A 15,884-nucleotide genomic window follows, 5' to 3' on the forward strand; every position below is an offset into this window, starting at 1 on the left:
CATCGGTGCGGACGCCCGTGGATCCAATTGTTCACCGGCGGTTCCACCGGTGCGCCGCGCAGCTGGCCCAAGACCGTCCGCAACCTGATGGCCGAAACCCGCAACATCGTGACCACCTATGGAATCGATGCCAACGACTGCATCGTTTCCACGGCCTCGCCGCTGCACATCTACGGGCTGCTTTACGGCATCCTCGCCGCCCTGGTCACATCGGCCAGCATCGCCGCCGGCACCCCTTCTTTCCCGGCCGAAATCGAAGACAGTGTCCTGGCGCACCAGGCCACGGTGCTGATCAGCCTGCCGGCCCACTACCGTGCCTTGAAGGGCCATGCCGGCAGGCAGTTTCCCCTGCGCATGGCCTTCTCCTCGGCGGGCATGCTGGACCAGGCCGATGCCGAAGCCTTCGGGACCTTCCACCAGGTGGGCATCAACGAGGTCTACGGTTCCACCGAAACCGGCGGCGTGGCCGCGCGCAATCGCTTCCGGGGCGAAACCGACTTCACCACCTTCCGGCCGGTGACGGTCAAGCGGGTCGATGAAAATCTTTGGGTACGCTCGGCATTTCTCTCACCCAACCTCCCCCTAGACGATACCGGTTTCTACCAAATCGGCGACCGTGCCGTCTTCACCGGTCCGGACCGCTTCATGCTCACCGGCCGCTCGGACAGCGTGGTCAAGGTCGGCGGCAAGCGCGTGGATCTGGCCGAGGTACGCGACCGCCTGATGCAGCATCCCCAGGTCAGTGAAGCGCTGGTCACGGCCCTGCCCGTCGGCCGGTCCCGGGAAACCTGATCGTGGCCGTGGTCGAGGGTGCCGCCGATGTGGAAAGCCTCAACACCCTGACGGCCGCATCCCTGGAACCTTATGCCCGCCCCCGGCGGATCAAGGTTGTCGATCGCATACCGGTCACCGCTGCCGGCAAGTACGATCGCCGGCAGATCGAGGCCTACTTCAAGGAATCCTGAACCCGTCAATGCCATGGGATACATCTACGAAACCCCGATGAAAGTCGCCTTCCACGACCTGGACCCGCTCCAGGTCGTCTGGCACGGCAATTACCTGAAGTATTTTGACGTGGCCCGCTTCGGTCTTTTCGCCGATGCCGGCATCGACCTGTACGACTACATGATCAGCAAAGAAGTGGTCTTTCCGGTCACCCGCTCGGCGATCAAGCACATCTCCCCCTTGCGTCATTTCGACGATTTCATCTGCCGGGCCGAGGTCATCGAGGCGCGCTACAAGATCGCCATGACCTTCACCATCCGCCTGGCCAAGGATGACACGCTCTGCGCACGGGGCAGCAGCGAGCAGCTGGCCGTGCGCCTGCCGAAGATGGAGATGGAGTTCGAAATTCCCCCGGAAATCTCCCGGGCCCTGGGGTTTTAGTCCATGGCGCCGTTGCCGCGCATTGACCAAGCCCTTTGCCATGGCTACGAGCGCCTGGCCGCCTGGGCCGATCTCTTGGATCGCATCAACGTCTTTCCCGTGGCCGACGCCGATACGGGCACCAACCTCAAGATCAGCCTGGCGCCCCTGCGTCAGCCGGCGTCATCCATTGTCCAGCAACGCGAAAACCTGTTGCGGGCGGCCACGGGCAATTCCGGCAACATCGCCTGCGCCTTTTTGGGAGAGCTGATCGGTACCCGCCAACCCGACGAACTGGCACAGCGGATTCCGAATGCCCGGGACAGGGCCCGCCGGGCCGTGATCGATCCCCAGCCGGGCACCATGCTGACCCTCTTCGATACCCTGGCCGATTCCATCGATGGCAGTGGCTGGCCGGCCGATCAACGGCAATGGACGGCCATGACCCGGCAGTTGGAAACCGCCGTGGCCGCCACCACCGCCATGTTGCCCGATCTGGCCCAGGCCGGGGTGGTCGATGCCGGCGCCTGGGCATGTTCATTTTTCTCGAAGGCCTTTTGGCATTCATTTTCGCGCCATCCCACCCCTTGCGCCCGGTAACCGAGATTTTTACCACGGGTCTTTCCATCGATGCGCGCTACGCGCCGGCCCTTCAGGCGGATGACTACTGCGTCAACACCTTGCTGCACGCAGCGGCGGACTTGCAGACCGTCCAGCAAAACCTGCGCGACTGCGGCAGCAGCATCGTGTTGAGCGGCCGGGCCGACCGCATCAAGGTTCACCTGCACACCCCCGATCGCGACCGGCTGCGGAGACGCCTTACGGAGCTGGGCACGGTGACCGAATGGTGCGAGGAACACCTCACGGTGCCGACAGAAACATCAAACGCGGCCGGCCCGATCCACATCATGACCGATGCCGCCGGTTCACTGACACGCGAGGATGCCCGGCAGCTGGGCGTCACCCTTTTGAGCAGCTATCTGACCATCGGCGATCGGGTGGTACCGGAAACCTTGCTTGATCCGACCGACCTCTACGCCGCCATGGCTGCCGGTATCCGCGTCACCACGGCCCAAGCCTCGGTCTTCGAACGCCGGCAATCCTACCAGAGCGTTATCCAACGATTCGACCGGGTGCTCTACCTGTGCGTCGGCGCGGTGTACACGGGCAATTATCAGACGGCCACCCGCTGGCAAGCGGAAAACGACGCTCCCCAACGCCTGACGATCATCGATACGGGGTCGGCCTCCGGTCGCCTGGGCATCGCCGCCATGGCCACGGCACGCTTCGCCCGCACGGCGGACAACGCCGGGGATGTCGAAACCTTTGCCCGAACGGCGGTGACCAACAGCCGCGAGCTGGTTTTTCTCGACACGCTGAAATATCTGGCCGCCGGCGGTCGCATTTCCAAAACCAAGGGATTTTTCGGCGATCTTCTCCATCTCAAGCCGATTATCTCGCCCGAGCCGGAAGCGCCGCCAAGGTGGGGGTGGTGAGAAGTCGAGAAGAGCAGTTGGCGTTTGCCCTGCAGCGCCTCTCCCGCGACCTGGGCAAAGACACCGAAGCCATAATCCTGGTGCAATACACGAACAACCGCCCGTGGGTCGAAACCATCGTGGTGCCGGCGATGGCATCCCGTTACCCGGCGGCGGAAATCCTCCTGCAGCCGATTTCATTGACCTCCGGGGCGCACATGGGGCCGGGGACCTGGGCCGTGGCTTATCTGCCGCTATAGCGCCCAGGTGGTACAGCTTGGCCGCCTTACTTTTTTCGATTATGCGGACCCGCAGAGACTACTTTTTCACGTGGCAAGTGATTCCAGCCGATTCAGCCAGTCCCTAAAATGCGGACATTCCCCACGGATTGCCGCAAGTCCAATTTCAAGGGCCGCCAAGGTTCCCAGCAGCGGTTTTTCGTATCCTGGAATCAACTGCAGGACCCGTTTGGAGGGCGCTGTCTCAGGAGAGTCGTTGATTTCCTCCGGCGAGGCGAATTGATCACGGATGTTTTGCAGTGCCGATGCCAAATCCGGCCGGCCGATACCGGCTGCGAAACGCCGGCAATCGCTGAAGAGCATCCCCTCGAACTCGTGCATCATGACGAAAGGGATGAAACGATCCGGATTGAAACTCTCGCCCATGGCAGTGTGAATATCTTCCTTCAGACAATTTTCAATCGTCTCGGCCTTTTCGGCAAATGGCAATTTCCCAGCCATTTCGCGTCCAGGCCATGCCCTTGCACCGGATTGTGGAAGTGCATAGTAGTCAACCATGGTCGTGGCAATACAACCCGTATCTTCCCGCAAGTGAGTGATAATGTCCCTGCGCACAGCGGCCCAAGCGCGAATGCCGCCTCTGCGACTGCGCTGCCGGGCATTACCTACGATACGCGCGCTGACCATTGTAAAGCCTTGGCCATAAAGATGAGCGCTCAAGACTTCATTGACAAAAGCTTCCTCGGTTTCTCCCTCTACATGAATAAGCAGCCTGGCCATGGATTTACTCCGCTCCCGGACGGCCGCCCAACTCATTTTTCTCCCATAACTGCCCCAGGCTGTACTCTTCGAGCCATCGGGCCAGTTTTCTGGAATCGAGCCGGGTCAGCACGGTCGCACCTTTTACACGATCCGCCACAAGAACGTCTTCGGGTTCGAAATGATCCAGCAACAGGGATGATTGGGTGGACAAGATCACCTGGGTTTCACGGGAGGCCTGCTTGACCAGTGATGCCAGCAGGGTGATGGCCTGGGGATGCAATCCGAGTTCCGGTTCGTCGACCAGGATCACTGATGGTAGGAAGGACTTGGGTTGCAGGAACAGGGTTGTCAGAGCGATGAAACGCAAGGTCCCATCGGAAAGGCTGGATGCGCCGAAATACTGATCTGAGTTTTTATGCCGCCATTCCAGCCGGATCGTTTCTTCGTTCAGCCGATCGGGATTAAGCTGAAAATCATCGAAAAATGGTGCCACTCGCTGGATGGTACGACGAATCAAATTGTATTCGGTCATATGCTTTTTGGAAAGCAGATATAGAAAAGCTGGAAGATTGGACCCGTCCGGGCGTAGAAATGCATTGTCGTGAAGCTGGGCTGTTTTTCTTAGGGGTGAAGAAGCGCTGGTATCGTGAACATGATACAAACGCCAGCGGCCTAAACGCGTTCTGACCCAACCAGGGATTCTTTTTACATGAGAATCACTTATTCCGGCCTCAAGGCCGCTCTTCCTGTTGCGCAGCGATTCCCTAAGCGCCCGCTGGTAGCTTTTTTCCCAGTATCGCACGGATTCATCAGCAGGGTAGAGGCTATCATCATTTGTGGCTTCAAGAACCAGCTCATACTGATTGACTTCATTTTGAAAGGATACCTTCAGTTCAATTTTTCGAGTCGTTTTAGAGCCGAAATGCAAAACCTGTTCGGCGCCACCCGCTTTTCGCACATAATCATTAAGTCTGCCTTCCCGGATGGCATGCAGAAAAAAAAACACACCGATAAAATTGGATTTTCCCGACCCATTGGGTCCGATGATGAGGTTTATGGGTCCCAGTGACAATTTTTCAACGGAAGCGATGCTTTTAAACCCTTTTATGGTGATGAAATCAAGCTCCGGCTTTGCCATTTGTTTGAATCCCTCTTATGGATCTTATCACTTGCGCTTCGGATTTTTTTGAACATATTAATGGAACCAGTGGGTTAAAGCAAGGTCAAGTCAGCTTGCATTTTTATAAGGCAAAAAGCGAATGCACCACCTGAATACAGTACTGGCGTTTATCACCCATCACCCGGCGCTGGCCTATGGCGCCGTTTTCCTGATCTCCCTTTCCGAATCCCTTGCCATCGTGGGATTGATCGTTCCCGGAACCGTGATCATGTTCGGCGTCGGTGCGGTCGTGGCCACCGGCCATTTAGCCCTCAAACCGGTCTTGTTGCTGGCCGCGGCCGGCGCCATTGCCGGCGATGGCATCAGTTACTGGCTGGGCCATCATTATCATGAAGATTTGCGACGGATGTGGCCGTTCTCCCGTTATCCCGGCATGCTGCAAATGGGTGCGGCCTTTTTTAAACGGCATGGGGGCAAGAGCGTTCTTTTCGGGCGCTTCGTGGGGCCGGTCCGCCCGGTGATTCCCGTGGTGGCCGGCATGCTGGGCATGCAACCGCTGCAATTCGCCATCGTCAACGTGCTTTCGGCCGTCGGCTGGGCGCTGGCCTATGTTTTGCCGGGCGTTTTTTTCGGGACCTCGCTGGCGGTGGCCGGAGCGGTCAGCACACGCCTGGCCGTGCTTGTTTTTATTCTTCTGGCGAGCATCTGGGGCTTTGTTTGGTTCATCCGCAAACTGGCATCTCTTCTCGAACATCAAGGGCCGATCTGGATCGCCGAACTGCACGCCTGGACAACGCAGGACAGACCCGTCCATTGGCTTGCGCGGCCATTAAAAAACGCCCTTTCGATCATTTTTCTTCGTCAACAAAGCGAAGCGCTATTCTTTCTTTTTTTAGTTCTCACGCTGTTCATGGCAGGCTGGGGATTCTTGGGTGTCCTGCAGGATGTTCTCGCCAAGGATCCACTCGTCATGGCAGATCAGGCCGTCTACCACTATTTTCAATCCCTGAGAACGCCGTGGGCGGATCGTATTTTCGTAACCGTAACGGAACTCGGAGATTCTTTTGTCAATATTTGCCTGGCCGCTGCTGTTCTGCTCGTCCTCCTTGGCAAGCGTTGCTACCGCACCGCTGTTTTCTGGGCAGCCACCCTGGTGGGCGGTCTTCTTGGTGTTCAACTGCTCAAATGGATGATTCATTTGCCGCGGCCGGTCGCCATTTACCAAGGGGCCTCGGCCTATGGGTTTCCCAGCGGGCATGCCACCATGAGTGTCATCCTCTACGGATTCCTCGCCATTCTGCTCGCCAGGAAATTGCCCGGTGTGTGGCGATGGGGGCTATTTTCCAGCGTAATTGTCATCTCCTTTGTCATCGGGCTATCCCGTCTTTACCTTGGTGCCCACTGGCTCTCCGATATCTTGGGCGGACTTCTGATCGGCACCAGTTGGGCGGCCTTGCTGGGCATCGCCTATCTCCACGGATCCGCTGAAATTGTTCCCCGGCGATGGATAGGGATGGTGGTTATCATCACCATTGGGCTGGCCGGCAGCTGGCATGTGGCCCAGCGCCACGCGAAAGACATGGTTTTTTACGCCCCCCGGAGCAAGGTCCAATTCATGTCCCTGGCAGACTGGCGGTCCGATGCCTGGCGAAACCTTCCGGCCTGGCGGATTGACATGGCCGGTGAGCGGGAGCAACCTCTCACCCTTCAGTGGCACGGACCGGTCGACAGACTGGCTGCCGATCTGTTGAAAAAGGGATGGCGCCATGCACCGCCGCTAAGCGTGGCCAACTTCCTGGGGTTGTTCTCTCCGGACACACCCGTTGAAAACCTATTATCCCTGCCACGGCTCCACGACGGCCGGGCGGAGCGCCTGCAACTGATCTACACAACCCAGGATAAACGCCTGGTGCTTCGCTTGTGGTCGTCAGATGTTGCCATCACGGGGGATGATCTTCCCGTTTTTGTTGGTACCATCGCGGAACAACGCCGCCAGCAAGTGGCGGATTTGGTCACCATCGTAAGCGACAGTGGCGAGTATGACCGATCATTAGATGCCATTGCGCAGGTGCTTGGCGATGGCTTCGACGTGAGGCGGGTCCACCGTAAGGGTCATGAGATCCAGGCTGAAAACGAATTGCATCACTTGCACTGGCATGGCGATGTGCTCCTGGTGTCGCCGAAGAAGAGGTAAGCGAAATAACCACCGCCATGAAAAAGAGGTTCGGACAGATATCTGCCGGGGTATGGGTTCTTGGTTTCGTCAGCATGCTGATGGACATCTCGTCGGAAATGATCCATGGTTTGCTGCCACTGTTCATGGTGACGACACTGGGCGCCAGCCTGTTGCCGTCGGGATCATCGAGGGGCTGGCGGAATCGACGGCTTGATCGTCAAGCTGTTCTCCGGCGTGTTGAGCGATTATCTCGGAAGGCGCAAGGGGCTGGCCGTTTTGGGATATGGGCTGAGTACCTTGACCAAACCCCTGTTTGCGATCGCCTCCAGCATCGGCCTTGTGTTCACCGCCCGCATGCTGGATCGATTGGGCAAGGGCGTTCGCGGTGCGCCTCGCGATGCGCTGGTTGCGGATCTGACGCCGGAACACCTGCGAGGCGCCGCCTTCGGCCTGAGGCAGTCCATGGATTCCGCCGGTGCATTGATCGGCCCGCTGTTGGCGACCGGCCTGATGCTTCTGTGGGCCAATCAGATCCGGGCCGTATTCTGGGTCGCCGTCATTCCAGGTGCAATCGCGGTCGTCTTGCTCTTTTGCGGCATCCAGGAGCCCGGATGTCAGGGTGGCGGGAAGCTGGCCCGTCCAATCCAATTCACGCATCTGAAGCATCTTGAACGGCGATACTGGTGGATTGTCGGTATCGGTGCAGTGATCACACTGGCGCGGTTCAGTGAAGCATTCTTGGTCTTGCGCGCCCGGCAAAATCACTTCCCGCTCGCGTTCGTGCCGCTGGTGATGGTCGCCATGAACCTTTTCTACAGCCTGACGGCATACCCTTTCGGTAAGCTTTCGGACCGTCTTGGCCATCGCCTGCTGCTGGTAACGGGACTCATTGTTCTCATCGTGGCCAACCTTTTCCTGGCAATCGATGATCTCTGGGCCACAACGCTATCTGGCGTTGCATTGTGGGGCGTGCATATGGGCATGACCCAAGGCTTGCTCGCCAGCATGGTCGCCAATGCCGCACCGCCAGCGTTGCGTGGGACGGCCTTCGGGATCTTCAATCTGGTTAGTGGGCTTGCCATGCTGCTGGCGAGCATCTTGGCAGGATTGTTATGGGAATGGCTGGGTGCGGCCTATACCTTCTACGCGGGCGCACTCTTTTGCACATTGGCGATAGCCGGTTTGGCGGCGTCATCCCGTTAGCGTATTTTCGTGCATCTTCCCTATCGCGCATCCATCGCTGGTCTCCCTTTCCAAATGAAACCCTAATTCAATTCTCATCAAACATTCATCTGGATCCCATATTCGATGCGACTGGTAACCCCGCCCATCAGCTGCCGGGTTGCTGTTGCTTTCATGCCACAAACAGGCCGTGCCGGCTGCACGTGCAAGCCGGCCGAACAAGCGTATCAACCTCAGAATAAGGAGCTGTTCAGATGAAACGGACCAGGAGAAATCCCTGCTGGCACCGCGTCGTGGTTGCCGTGATCGCCCTGTGCATGACGGCATGGGGCGCAACACCGGCCTTGGCCGGCCGCCATGGCGCCGAAAAAAAATGTGCTGGCAAACTGGAAAAAACCGTGGCGGTTCAGATTCTATCGATCAACGACTTCCACGGTCAAATCACTGAAGGCCGCTATGTAAGCGGACGCCCGGTGGGCAGTGCGCCGGTCCTGGCGGCATACCTCAAAGCGGCTGAAGCGGCGTTTGACGGTGAGACCTTCATCGTGCATGCCGGAGATCTGGTGGGCGCCTCCGTGCCGGAGTCCGCCCTGCTCCAGGATGAGCCGACGATTCAGTTCTTCAATCAGCTTGGCAACCGATTCTGCACTCCGCGCCATCGGATGAACCCCCAATGCAATCTCGTTGGCACGGTCGGCAATCATGAATTCGACGAGGGCTATGCGGAAATGCTGCGTCTGTTCTATGGTGGGAACCATGCCGACGGGCCCTTTCTCCAGGATCCCTGGCAGGGTGCTGCGTTTTCCCATGTCTGCACCAATGTCGTCTTTGAGGACACCGATCGTCCGCTGCTGCCGCCGTTTGTGGTCAAGCTGGTCAAAAATATCCCGGTGGCCTTTATCGGTGCCGTGCTCGAGGATACGGCATCTATCGTCACCGCTTCCGGCATCGCGGGACTGACCTTCCTCGATGAGGCTGAAGCCATCAACCGGCAGGTCCGCCGGCTGAAATGGTGGGGCGTCGAGACCATCGTGGTCTTGCTTCACCAGGGTGGCAGCCAGACAAGCTATGATGGCTCGACCGATCCGGATTCGGATGCGGTTTCCGGTGAGGTGGTCGATATCGTCAAGGCACTCGACAGTGAAGTGGATGTGGTGATCAGCGGCCATTCCCACGGTTTTTCCAATGCACTGATCGACACCGACGACGGTGGCCGAATTCTTCTCACCCAGGCATGGTCCAAGGGAACGGCTTACGGAGACACCGAGCTGGTCATCGACCGAAAAAGTGGTGATGTGGTGGAAAAGTTCGCTCAAGTCGTCACCACCTGGGCCGATGCCGGCCCTGGGTTGGAACCGGACGCGGAAGCGGCCGCACTGGTGGAGCAGGCTGAAAATGCCACCGCCGAGTTGACCGGTCAGTATATTGGCGAAGCCGCCACGACGATCAGCAGCACCCAGAGCGAAGCCGGCGAAGCCGCCATGGGCAACCTGATCGCGGATGCCCAGAAAAGCGCCATGGGGACCGACGTTGCCTTCATGAATCCGGGCGGCATCCGCGCCGATCTTGACGCCGGTGAAGTCACCTGGGGAGAACTCTATACGGTTCAGCCGTTTAACAACTACCTAATCAAAATGGAACTCACCGGCCAGCAGATCCGCGACCTGCTCAACCAGCAATTCACCCCCTACCAGCCCTATGATCGCATGCTTCAGATCGCCGGCCTGACCTATACCTGGGATCCCAACGGAACACGCCATGAAAATTGGGAAGCGAACGATCTGGTCAGTAACGTCATTGTCAATGGCACGCCGCTGGAGCTCAGCGCCACCTATACCGTTACCGTCAACAGCTTTCTCGCCGAGGGCGGGGATAATTTCACCGTCCTGGCCGAAGGTGCCAATCCCGAAGTCGGCCCCATCGACCTGGATGCTTTGATTCAATTCGTGCAGGCACTCGACCAGCCGTTCAGCTATGCCATAGAAGGTCGAATCGGCACGGTCGAATAAGACTGCATTGATCCAGCCATCGTCAAAATGCCAGCGCCGTTTGCGGTGCTGGCATTTTCATTTTCCTGTTCAGCCGCCTAATTGATGAGCAGGTAAAAAGCGTCTTACCGTCCTTCACCCTAGCCCCTGATCACCACCCGCGCGCCTCCCCTCACCCCGAAATACTTCCCATGAACTGTGAAATGATTACCACACTATGAAAATTCTTCTCCTATTTTTTACCTGATTCAAAAGCAACCCATCGATCAAAATATTATTCATATTTTTGATTTAAAAGTATTTTACTAAAACTTGACAAATTATGAATCTATTCGCACAGTTTTTGCTTGAGAATCGGTTCAATAAAATTCCATGTGTCATTGCGGTGCCCATTCGATCGTTGTTGGTGTGGACCACAAATATGTTCTGCGCCCAACCGTCCCTGACGCCTCCAATCCGATTGCCGTTGAATAGATGCATGGTTTGACGGATTCGTAAAAAGCCCGATATCGGCGTTACGCTTCATCCTTCGTCACTGCGGCGTACGCTAAGTACGCCTCATTCCTCAGGATTCGCAAGCCTTGATCTCAGGCTTTTTACGAATCCGTCGGAAACGCGACTTTTTACGAGTTCATCATGGTTTGATCCACCACACATGTTTTTCAACACCTACGCGCCTTTGCGAACCGCACGCCTTCTCGTTTTGATCGATGCTGAATGGAAGCGCCTGACCGTTTTACGGTATCGCCAGGGTGTCGATAGATGACAATCCCTTTTTCTTCTCTCTTGGCATGCGTTGTCGTCGTCCCTTACAACGCGTCCCCAAAAGGAGGTTAGCATGCCCCACCATGAAACCCAATCCATGAAAGCAGCGGGAGAACAGCGTCGGCTCAATGCCCGCAAGGATCCGCCCGATATCCGGGACCGGATGTACGAACCCGCCCTGATTCAACTCAAACCATCTCTGGACTATCGCAAAGCCGTACCGCAAATCCTTGATCAAGGACAGGAGGGATCCTGTACCGGTTTCGGCCTTGCCGCGGTCATCAATTTACTCAACGCTCAAAGGCAGCATGCGGACTTCATGGCCAGCCCCCGGATGCTTTACGAAATGGCCAAGAAACATGACGAGTGGCCCGGAGAAGATTATGACGGCTCAAGCTGCCGGGGCGCGATTCGCGGCTGGAAAAACATGGGGGTCTGCAGTGAAACGGACTGGCCCTATGATGGAAACGACCCCGACGAATTGACCGTCGAACGTGCCTATACGGCACGTGCCAACACGCTGGGCGCCTACTACCGTCTGCGTGCGGAAATCAATGATTATCACACGGCACTGAACGAAGTCGGCGCCATCTATGTGTCGGCCAAGGTCCATTCCGGATGGTCGCGACCCAGGGCTTCGCGGAAGTCGGACCTTGCCGTTATTACGCCGAGTACGACAATGACCGGTGGGCACGCCTTCGCTATCGTCGGGTATACCAGCAAGGGGTTCATCATTCAGAATTCCTGGGGAAACGATTGGGGCAGCCAGGGCTTTGCCCTGTGGCGCTATGAGGACTGGCTGAGAAATATCAGCGACGGATGGGTATTCCGGCTGGCCATCGCCACACCGCAAATTTTTTGGCATTACCGCGCGCTCGTTGATCGACGCTGAAGCCGAAGGTGGCAAAGCCGCTCCCAAGCGGCTTGAAATCGCCGGTCATTTTGTCCACTTCGACGACGGTAAGTTCAAGCCCCACGGCGACTATTGGAGCTCCCTGGAAGACATTCAGCAAACGGCCGAACGGTTAAAGGCATCGGTCACACAAAAGAAATACCAACATCTCTTGCTCTACGCCCACGGGGGGCTGAACAGCCCCAAAGACTCGGCCCGGCGGATTGCGGCCCTGAAAGCGGGCTTCAAGCGCAATGGCATCTACCCGTTTCATGTGATGTACGACACCGGTCTGGCCGAAGAGATCAAGGATACGGTGGTCCGCGCTTTCAGCGGAACCCAGGCAAAAGGTTTTTTCAGCGATATTGAAGAGAAGCTGGCCGATTTCAGCGACAAATTGATCGAAGACGCCTTGCGCAAACCGGGAACGGCAATCTGGGAGGAGATGAAGCGCGACGCGCGCCTGCCCTTCCAGTCGGAGAAAGATGGCCGCATGGGTGACGGAATCGAGGTCATCCGCACCTTTGTCGAAGCATTGAAGGATACCGGTCTGCAACTGCACTTGGCGGGGCATAGCACCGGCGCCGTACTGCTCGGTCATTTGCTCGACGCACTGGATGTATTGGACATGCCGGATCGGATCAAAAGTTGCAGCCTGATGGCACCGGCATGTACGATCGACTTCTTCAACGCCCATTACCATCCCCGGCTGGGAGAAAAGCACCACCCTCCCCATCTCGCGATTCTCCCGACCCTGGATATCTACAACCTCACCGATCCCCTGGAAAAGGACGACAACGTCGTCTATGCATACCGCAAATCCCTGTTGTATCTTGTTTCCCGCGCCTTTGAGCGCAAGGTCGGCAAGCCCCTTCTCGGCATGCAGCGCTATTGCGAGGCGGTCCAGAACACACCGCGTTTGACGATCCACTACTCCGACGGCCGCAAAGGCAATGTCACCCGAAGCACGTCACACGGAGGGTTTGACAACGACTTCAGGACGATGAATTCGATCCTGAAACGCATCCTCGGCAAGACGCCGCCAAAGCCATTCAAAGAACACGAAATGGAAGGCTATTGATTTAACGAATACCTATTCAAGATGAGAGAAAATAGTGAAGGGAGGAAAAAACGTTGGAACCGCAAGCGTATGAGAAACTATTGATCAAATGGCAGTTCAGATTTCATAAGTCAGAAAAGGCGCACTATCGAAGTGCAACCGCATGCCGCGTCTTCAATTATGCATTGGGCATTCCGCTGGTCATTATTACCGTTATTGTTGCATCCGACATATTTGGCTTGTTGGAGGCGCTGGCGGAAACCCAATATCCCTGGAAAGCGGAAGGAAACATGGGGCTTGAGGCCAAAGTCGTATCTCTATTGAGTGTATTGGCACCTGTTCTGGCGGCCTTGCAGACATTTCTCAGGTTTCCGGAAAGAGCTGAGCAGCACCATAACGCTGCGGTGAAATTCGGTTTGTTGAAAAAAGAGATAGAAATGCAGATGGTCTTATGGCCAGATTCAGCAGAAAGGCGAAAAGAGATCCTCGAAGAAATTCTGGCGCAACATGAAGAAGTGATCGGGCAATCTCCTTCAATCGGCACTTTCTCACTATTCAGAACCCGCTTTGATGTCAAGCCCATGACAATGCCAGCAACACCATAAAAACAGGGCGCGCCAGATGGGCGCGCCCGTTGTATTCTAAAAGTATGGGGTTTGCGGGTTGACCAAGGGCGATTATTTCAAAAAACCCTGAATAATCCGGTTGACCGCATCGTCGTAGGAAAGCCCCAGGGTCATGAGCTTCATCAACTGATCGTTGGCGATCTTGCCGATGGAGGCCTCATGGGTGAGTTCGGCATCCGGATGCAGCGCTTTCAGGGCCGGCACGGTCTCGTTTCTTCCATTGTCCATGAGGATCGCGTCACACTCGATGTGGCCATAACACGCGGCCTTGGCGGTCAGGTTGACGTAGAAATTCTGGACGGAATCCCCCTTCAGGACGATCGGGAGACAATATTGGCCTTGCTCTTGTCGCCCACCAGGTCGATTTCGTTTTTCGACTCGGCCACCTGACGGCCGTCGGTCATCACCCGTTCGGCGATGAAGAGTGCGCTGCCGGCACCGATCACCGCCTCGTTAAGCCGTTTGGCCTCGTCCACCCCTCCGAGCTGGGTCAGTTCCATCTCAGCAAAGGCGTCGGTTTCCAGGGTGACCTTGGTGGTGGGGTTCAGGATGCGCCGGCCGCTGCCCTCACCGATGGCGGCATGTTTCTCCACGTATTTGACCCGCGCACCGGATTTGATGATGAACTCGTGAATTCCCGAGTGTCCCTCGGATTGTTTGCCGCCACAGTGAATCCCGCAGCCGGCGACGATGGTCACGTCGGCCCCCTCGCCGATAATGAACGTATTGTAGACCACATCGTGGAGGCCGGCTTGGGAGAGGATCACGGGGATGTGAACGGATTCATTCAGCGTCCCGGGCTTGACCTCGACGATGATGCCGTTGCGCTTTTCATCGGCCTCGATATTGATGTTGGCCGACACCTGCCGGCTTAACAACTGCCCGTTTTTTCGGATGTTATAGGCCCCCTTGGGGATGCCTTCCAAATCGGCCACGGCCTTCAATAGTTGTTTATCGATAGCATCGAGCATTGACTTCTCCTTCGCAGGTGTCACCGAATGTGCAGACACTCAGGTCGTCGAGGATCGGCATCGCGCCTTCCAGATCGCCGGTGTAGGCAATCTTTCCGTTCCGGATCAAAAGCAGGGTATCGGCCGCCTGAAGAAACGCCCGATTATGGCTGACGACGATGGTCGTGGTGTGGTTCTTGATCTGCTCGCGTTTGAGCAGATCGACCATGGGACCAATGGTCCACAGGTCGATACCGGTATCGGGCTCGTCGTAGATGGCCAGTTGCGGATTGCGGGCGATCACCGTCGCCAGCTCGATTTTTTTGATTTCGCCGCCGGATAGTTTGCTGTCCACCGGCTTATCCAGGAAATCCAATGAGCAAACGCCAACCCTGGCGATGATATCGATCAGCTTGTCTTCGTCTTCGCTGCCCATGGCGATGGCAAGAAGATCCCTGAAAGTGGTGCCCTTGAAGCGGGCCGGCTGCTGAAACGCGTAGACGATGCCCGCGTTGGACCGTTCGTGGATGGGTTTGTCGGTGATGTCCACGCCATTGAAAACAATGGATCCCTTGTTGGGTTGGTTGATGCCCATAATCAGTTTGGCCAGGGTTGTCTTGCCGGATCCGTTGGGTCCGGTGATGGCGTAAAACCGTCCGGGTTCGAAGGTAAAGTTGAAATCGTCGATAATCGTTCGCGTGCCGTTGTTTTCAGGTTCGGCATCCGGTTCTTCGACCCGGAAAGAGATATTTTTCATTTCGAGCATGAGTTTCCGACCCTCCTCGTATCGCCTGTCGTCGCCATGACCCGTCATCCATGGGCGGCGCTCCGCCGGGAGCCGTAGCTTGACGTCGCTTCAGCGCCGGGTGGTGTTTTTCAGTTGACCCTGATTTGTATTCTTTCGACCAATATTAGACATTCTCAGCGAGATGCAACTCGCCGTTGAAAATGAATGCGTCGGCGATAGGTGGTGTTCCTCCAGAATCAGGCAAATGGGTCAATTCTGATGAACTCGTAAAAAGTCGCATTTCCGACGGATTCGTAAAAAGCCCGAGATCAAGCTTGCGAATCCTTAAGGAATGAGGCGTACTTTCTCGTACGCCGCAGTGACGAAGGATACGCGTAACGCCGATATCGGGCTTTTTACGAATCCGTCAATTCTGGATGAACACTTCAATCCCTCGCCTTTTTCACGGTCAGCATGGCGAAAATGAAGGCGGCAAGGCCGGTGCCGGCCAGGATGAGATAGTTGGTCAGGCCCGGCGTGCCGCCGAAGGCCGTGGC

The 15,884-nt window shown here is 56.7% G+C and carries 17 protein-coding genes; 12 read left to right on the forward strand and 5 right to left on the reverse strand.

All coding sequences use genetic code 11. The features are described from left to right. From JCM12296_RS25500 to JCM12296_RS25520, 6 genes are all read left to right on the forward strand, one after another. On the forward strand, nt 1-792 hold a 792-nt coding region (locus JCM12296_RS25500; RefSeq protein WP_157067894.1), incomplete at its 5' end, for an AMP-binding protein. Nucleotides 793-794: 2 nt separating this feature from the next. Beyond that, nucleotides 795-965 (forward strand): AMP-binding enzyme, encoded by a 171-nt coding sequence (locus JCM12296_RS37010; RefSeq protein WP_172684100.1) that lies wholly within the window; start codon nt 795-797, stop codon nt 963-965. Nucleotides 966-1,002: 37 nt separating this feature from the next. Continuing rightward, nucleotides 1,003-1,386 carry an acyl-CoA thioesterase gene (locus JCM12296_RS25505; protein WP_246804859.1) on the forward strand — a complete coding sequence of 128 codons (384 nt, stop codon included), beginning with the start codon at nt 1,003-1,005 and terminating at the stop codon, nt 1,384-1,386. A 3-nt stretch (nt 1,387-1,389) separates the two neighbouring features. Next, nucleotides 1,390-1,965: a DAK2 domain-containing protein gene (locus JCM12296_RS25510; RefSeq protein ID WP_054699195.1), complete on the forward strand. Its 576-nt coding sequence runs from the start codon at nt 1,390-1,392 to the stop codon at nt 1,963-1,965. Then, the gene (locus JCM12296_RS25515) at nt 1,899-2,861 is read left to right on the forward strand and encodes a DegV family protein (protein WP_083456518.1); all 963 of its coding nucleotides are present in this window, start codon (nt 1,899-1,901) and stop codon (nt 2,859-2,861) included. Before JCM12296_RS25510 ends, JCM12296_RS25515 begins: the two co-directional genes overlap by 67 nt. After that, nucleotides 2,858-3,100, forward strand: coding sequence for a DegV family protein (locus JCM12296_RS25520; RefSeq protein WP_172684101.1), 243 nt, complete (start codon nt 2,858-2,860; stop codon nt 3,098-3,100). Before JCM12296_RS25515 ends, JCM12296_RS25520 begins: the two co-directional genes overlap by 4 nt. A 66-nt stretch (nt 3,101-3,166) precedes the next feature. Here the strand turns inward: JCM12296_RS25520 and JCM12296_RS25525 are convergent, their stop codons facing one another. Further along, nucleotides 3,167-3,859 carry a DUF4276 family protein gene (locus tag JCM12296_RS25525; RefSeq protein WP_054699202.1) on the reverse strand — a complete coding sequence of 231 codons (693 nt, stop codon included), beginning with the start codon at nt 3,857-3,859 and terminating at the stop codon, nt 3,167-3,169. A 4-nt stretch (nt 3,860-3,863) separates the two neighbouring features. Continuing rightward, entirely contained in the window at nt 3,864-4,979 is a 1,116-nt protein-coding gene (locus JCM12296_RS25530; RefSeq protein WP_054699204.1) for an AAA family ATPase, read from the reverse strand. Nucleotides 4,980-5,100: 121 nt separating this feature from the next. Between JCM12296_RS25530 and JCM12296_RS25535 the strand changes: the two genes are divergently transcribed. From JCM12296_RS25535 to JCM12296_RS25560, 6 genes are all read left to right on the forward strand, one after another. Then, entirely contained in the window at nt 5,101-7,155 is a 2,055-nt protein-coding gene (locus JCM12296_RS25535; protein WP_054699206.1) for a bifunctional DedA family/phosphatase PAP2 family protein, read from the forward strand. A 192-nt stretch (nt 7,156-7,347) separates the two neighbouring features. Beyond that, on the forward strand, nt 7,348-8,340 hold the full coding sequence (locus JCM12296_RS25540) for an MFS transporter (RefSeq protein ID WP_218188271.1): 993 nt from the start codon (nt 7,348-7,350) through the stop codon (nt 8,338-8,340). 233 nt (nt 8,341-8,573) lie between these two features. Continuing rightward, complete coding sequence (locus JCM12296_RS25545; RefSeq protein WP_054699208.1) at nt 8,574-10,328, forward strand: bifunctional metallophosphatase/5'-nucleotidase; 1,755 nt, start codon at nt 8,574-8,576, stop codon at nt 10,326-10,328. Between the two features lie 817 nt (nt 10,329-11,145). Then, the gene (locus JCM12296_RS25550) at nt 11,146-11,964 is read left to right on the forward strand and encodes a C1 family peptidase (RefSeq protein WP_054699210.1); all 819 of its coding nucleotides are present in this window, start codon (nt 11,146-11,148) and stop codon (nt 11,962-11,964) included. Beyond that, nucleotides 11,951-13,045: a hypothetical protein gene (locus tag JCM12296_RS25555; protein WP_054699212.1), complete on the forward strand. Its 1,095-nt coding sequence runs from the start codon at nt 11,951-11,953 to the stop codon at nt 13,043-13,045. Before JCM12296_RS25550 ends, JCM12296_RS25555 begins: the two co-directional genes overlap by 14 nt. A gap of 53 nt (nt 13,046-13,098) precedes the next feature. Further along, a complete protein-coding gene (locus JCM12296_RS25560; protein ID WP_054699214.1) occupies nt 13,099-13,629 on the forward strand; it encodes an SLATT domain-containing protein in 531 nt (176 codons plus the stop codon). Nucleotides 13,630-13,701: 72 nt separating this feature from the next. On the opposite strand, the gene JCM12296_RS51565 is transcribed toward JCM12296_RS25560, so the two are convergent. The 3 genes from JCM12296_RS51565 to JCM12296_RS25570 all read right to left on the reverse strand — a co-directional run bounded on the left by JCM12296_RS51565 (nt 13,702) and on the right by JCM12296_RS25570 (nt 15,366). Beyond that, nucleotides 13,702-13,878 (reverse strand): SufD family Fe-S cluster assembly protein, encoded by a 177-nt coding sequence (locus JCM12296_RS51565; protein ID WP_479690883.1) that lies wholly within the window; start codon nt 13,876-13,878, stop codon nt 13,702-13,704. An 83-nt stretch (nt 13,879-13,961) separates the two neighbouring features. Next, the gene (locus JCM12296_RS25565; protein WP_246804861.1) at nt 13,962-14,621 is read right to left on the reverse strand and encodes a SufD family Fe-S cluster assembly protein; all 660 of its coding nucleotides are present in this window, start codon (nt 14,619-14,621) and stop codon (nt 13,962-13,964) included. Then, the gene (locus JCM12296_RS25570) at nt 14,602-15,366 is read right to left on the reverse strand and encodes an ABC transporter ATP-binding protein (protein ID WP_054699216.1); all 765 of its coding nucleotides are present in this window, start codon (nt 15,364-15,366) and stop codon (nt 14,602-14,604) included. Before JCM12296_RS25570 ends, JCM12296_RS25565 begins: the two co-directional genes overlap by 20 nt. Nucleotides 15,367-15,884 lie beyond the last annotated feature (518 nt).

The sequence above is a fragment of the Desulfosarcina cetonica JCM 12296 genome (assembly GCF_001311845.1).
Classification (GTDB): domain Bacteria; phylum Desulfobacterota; class Desulfobacteria; order Desulfobacterales; family Desulfosarcinaceae; genus Desulfosarcina; species Desulfosarcina cetonica.

Coding starts and splice junctions, on each gene's coding strand:
- JCM12296_RS25510 (WP_054699195.1), top strand. CDS start 1,390: ATGGCGCCGTTGCCGCGCATTGACCAAGCCCTTTGCCATGGCTACGAG.
- JCM12296_RS25550 (WP_054699210.1), top strand. CDS start 11,146: ATGCCCCACCATGAAACCCAATCCATGAAAGCAGCGGGAGAACAGCGT.
- JCM12296_RS25530 (WP_054699204.1), bottom strand. CDS start 4,979: ATGGCAAAGCCGGAGCTTGATTTCATCACCATAAAAGGGTTTAAAAGC.
- JCM12296_RS25545 (WP_054699208.1), top strand. CDS start 8,574: ATGAAACGGACCAGGAGAAATCCCTGCTGGCACCGCGTCGTGGTTGCC.
- JCM12296_RS25515 (WP_083456518.1), top strand. CDS start 1,899: ATGTTCATTTTTCTCGAAGGCCTTTTGGCATTCATTTTCGCGCCATCC.
- JCM12296_RS51565 (WP_479690883.1), bottom strand. CDS start 13,878: ATGGACAATGGAAGAAACGAGACCGTGCCGGCCCTGAAAGCGCTGCAT.
- JCM12296_RS25570 (WP_054699216.1), bottom strand. CDS start 15,366: ATGCTCGAAATGAAAAATATCTCTTTCCGGGTCGAAGAACCGGATGCC.
- JCM12296_RS25525 (WP_054699202.1), bottom strand. CDS start 3,859: ATGGCCAGGCTGCTTATTCATGTAGAGGGAGAAACCGAGGAAGCTTTT.
- JCM12296_RS25535 (WP_054699206.1), top strand. CDS start 5,101: ATGCACCACCTGAATACAGTACTGGCGTTTATCACCCATCACCCGGCG.
- JCM12296_RS25565 (WP_246804861.1), bottom strand. CDS start 14,621: ATGCTCGATGCTATCGATAAACAACTATTGAAGGCCGTGGCCGATTTG.
- JCM12296_RS25505 (WP_246804859.1), top strand. CDS start 1,003: ATGAAAGTCGCCTTCCACGACCTGGACCCGCTCCAGGTCGTCTGGCAC.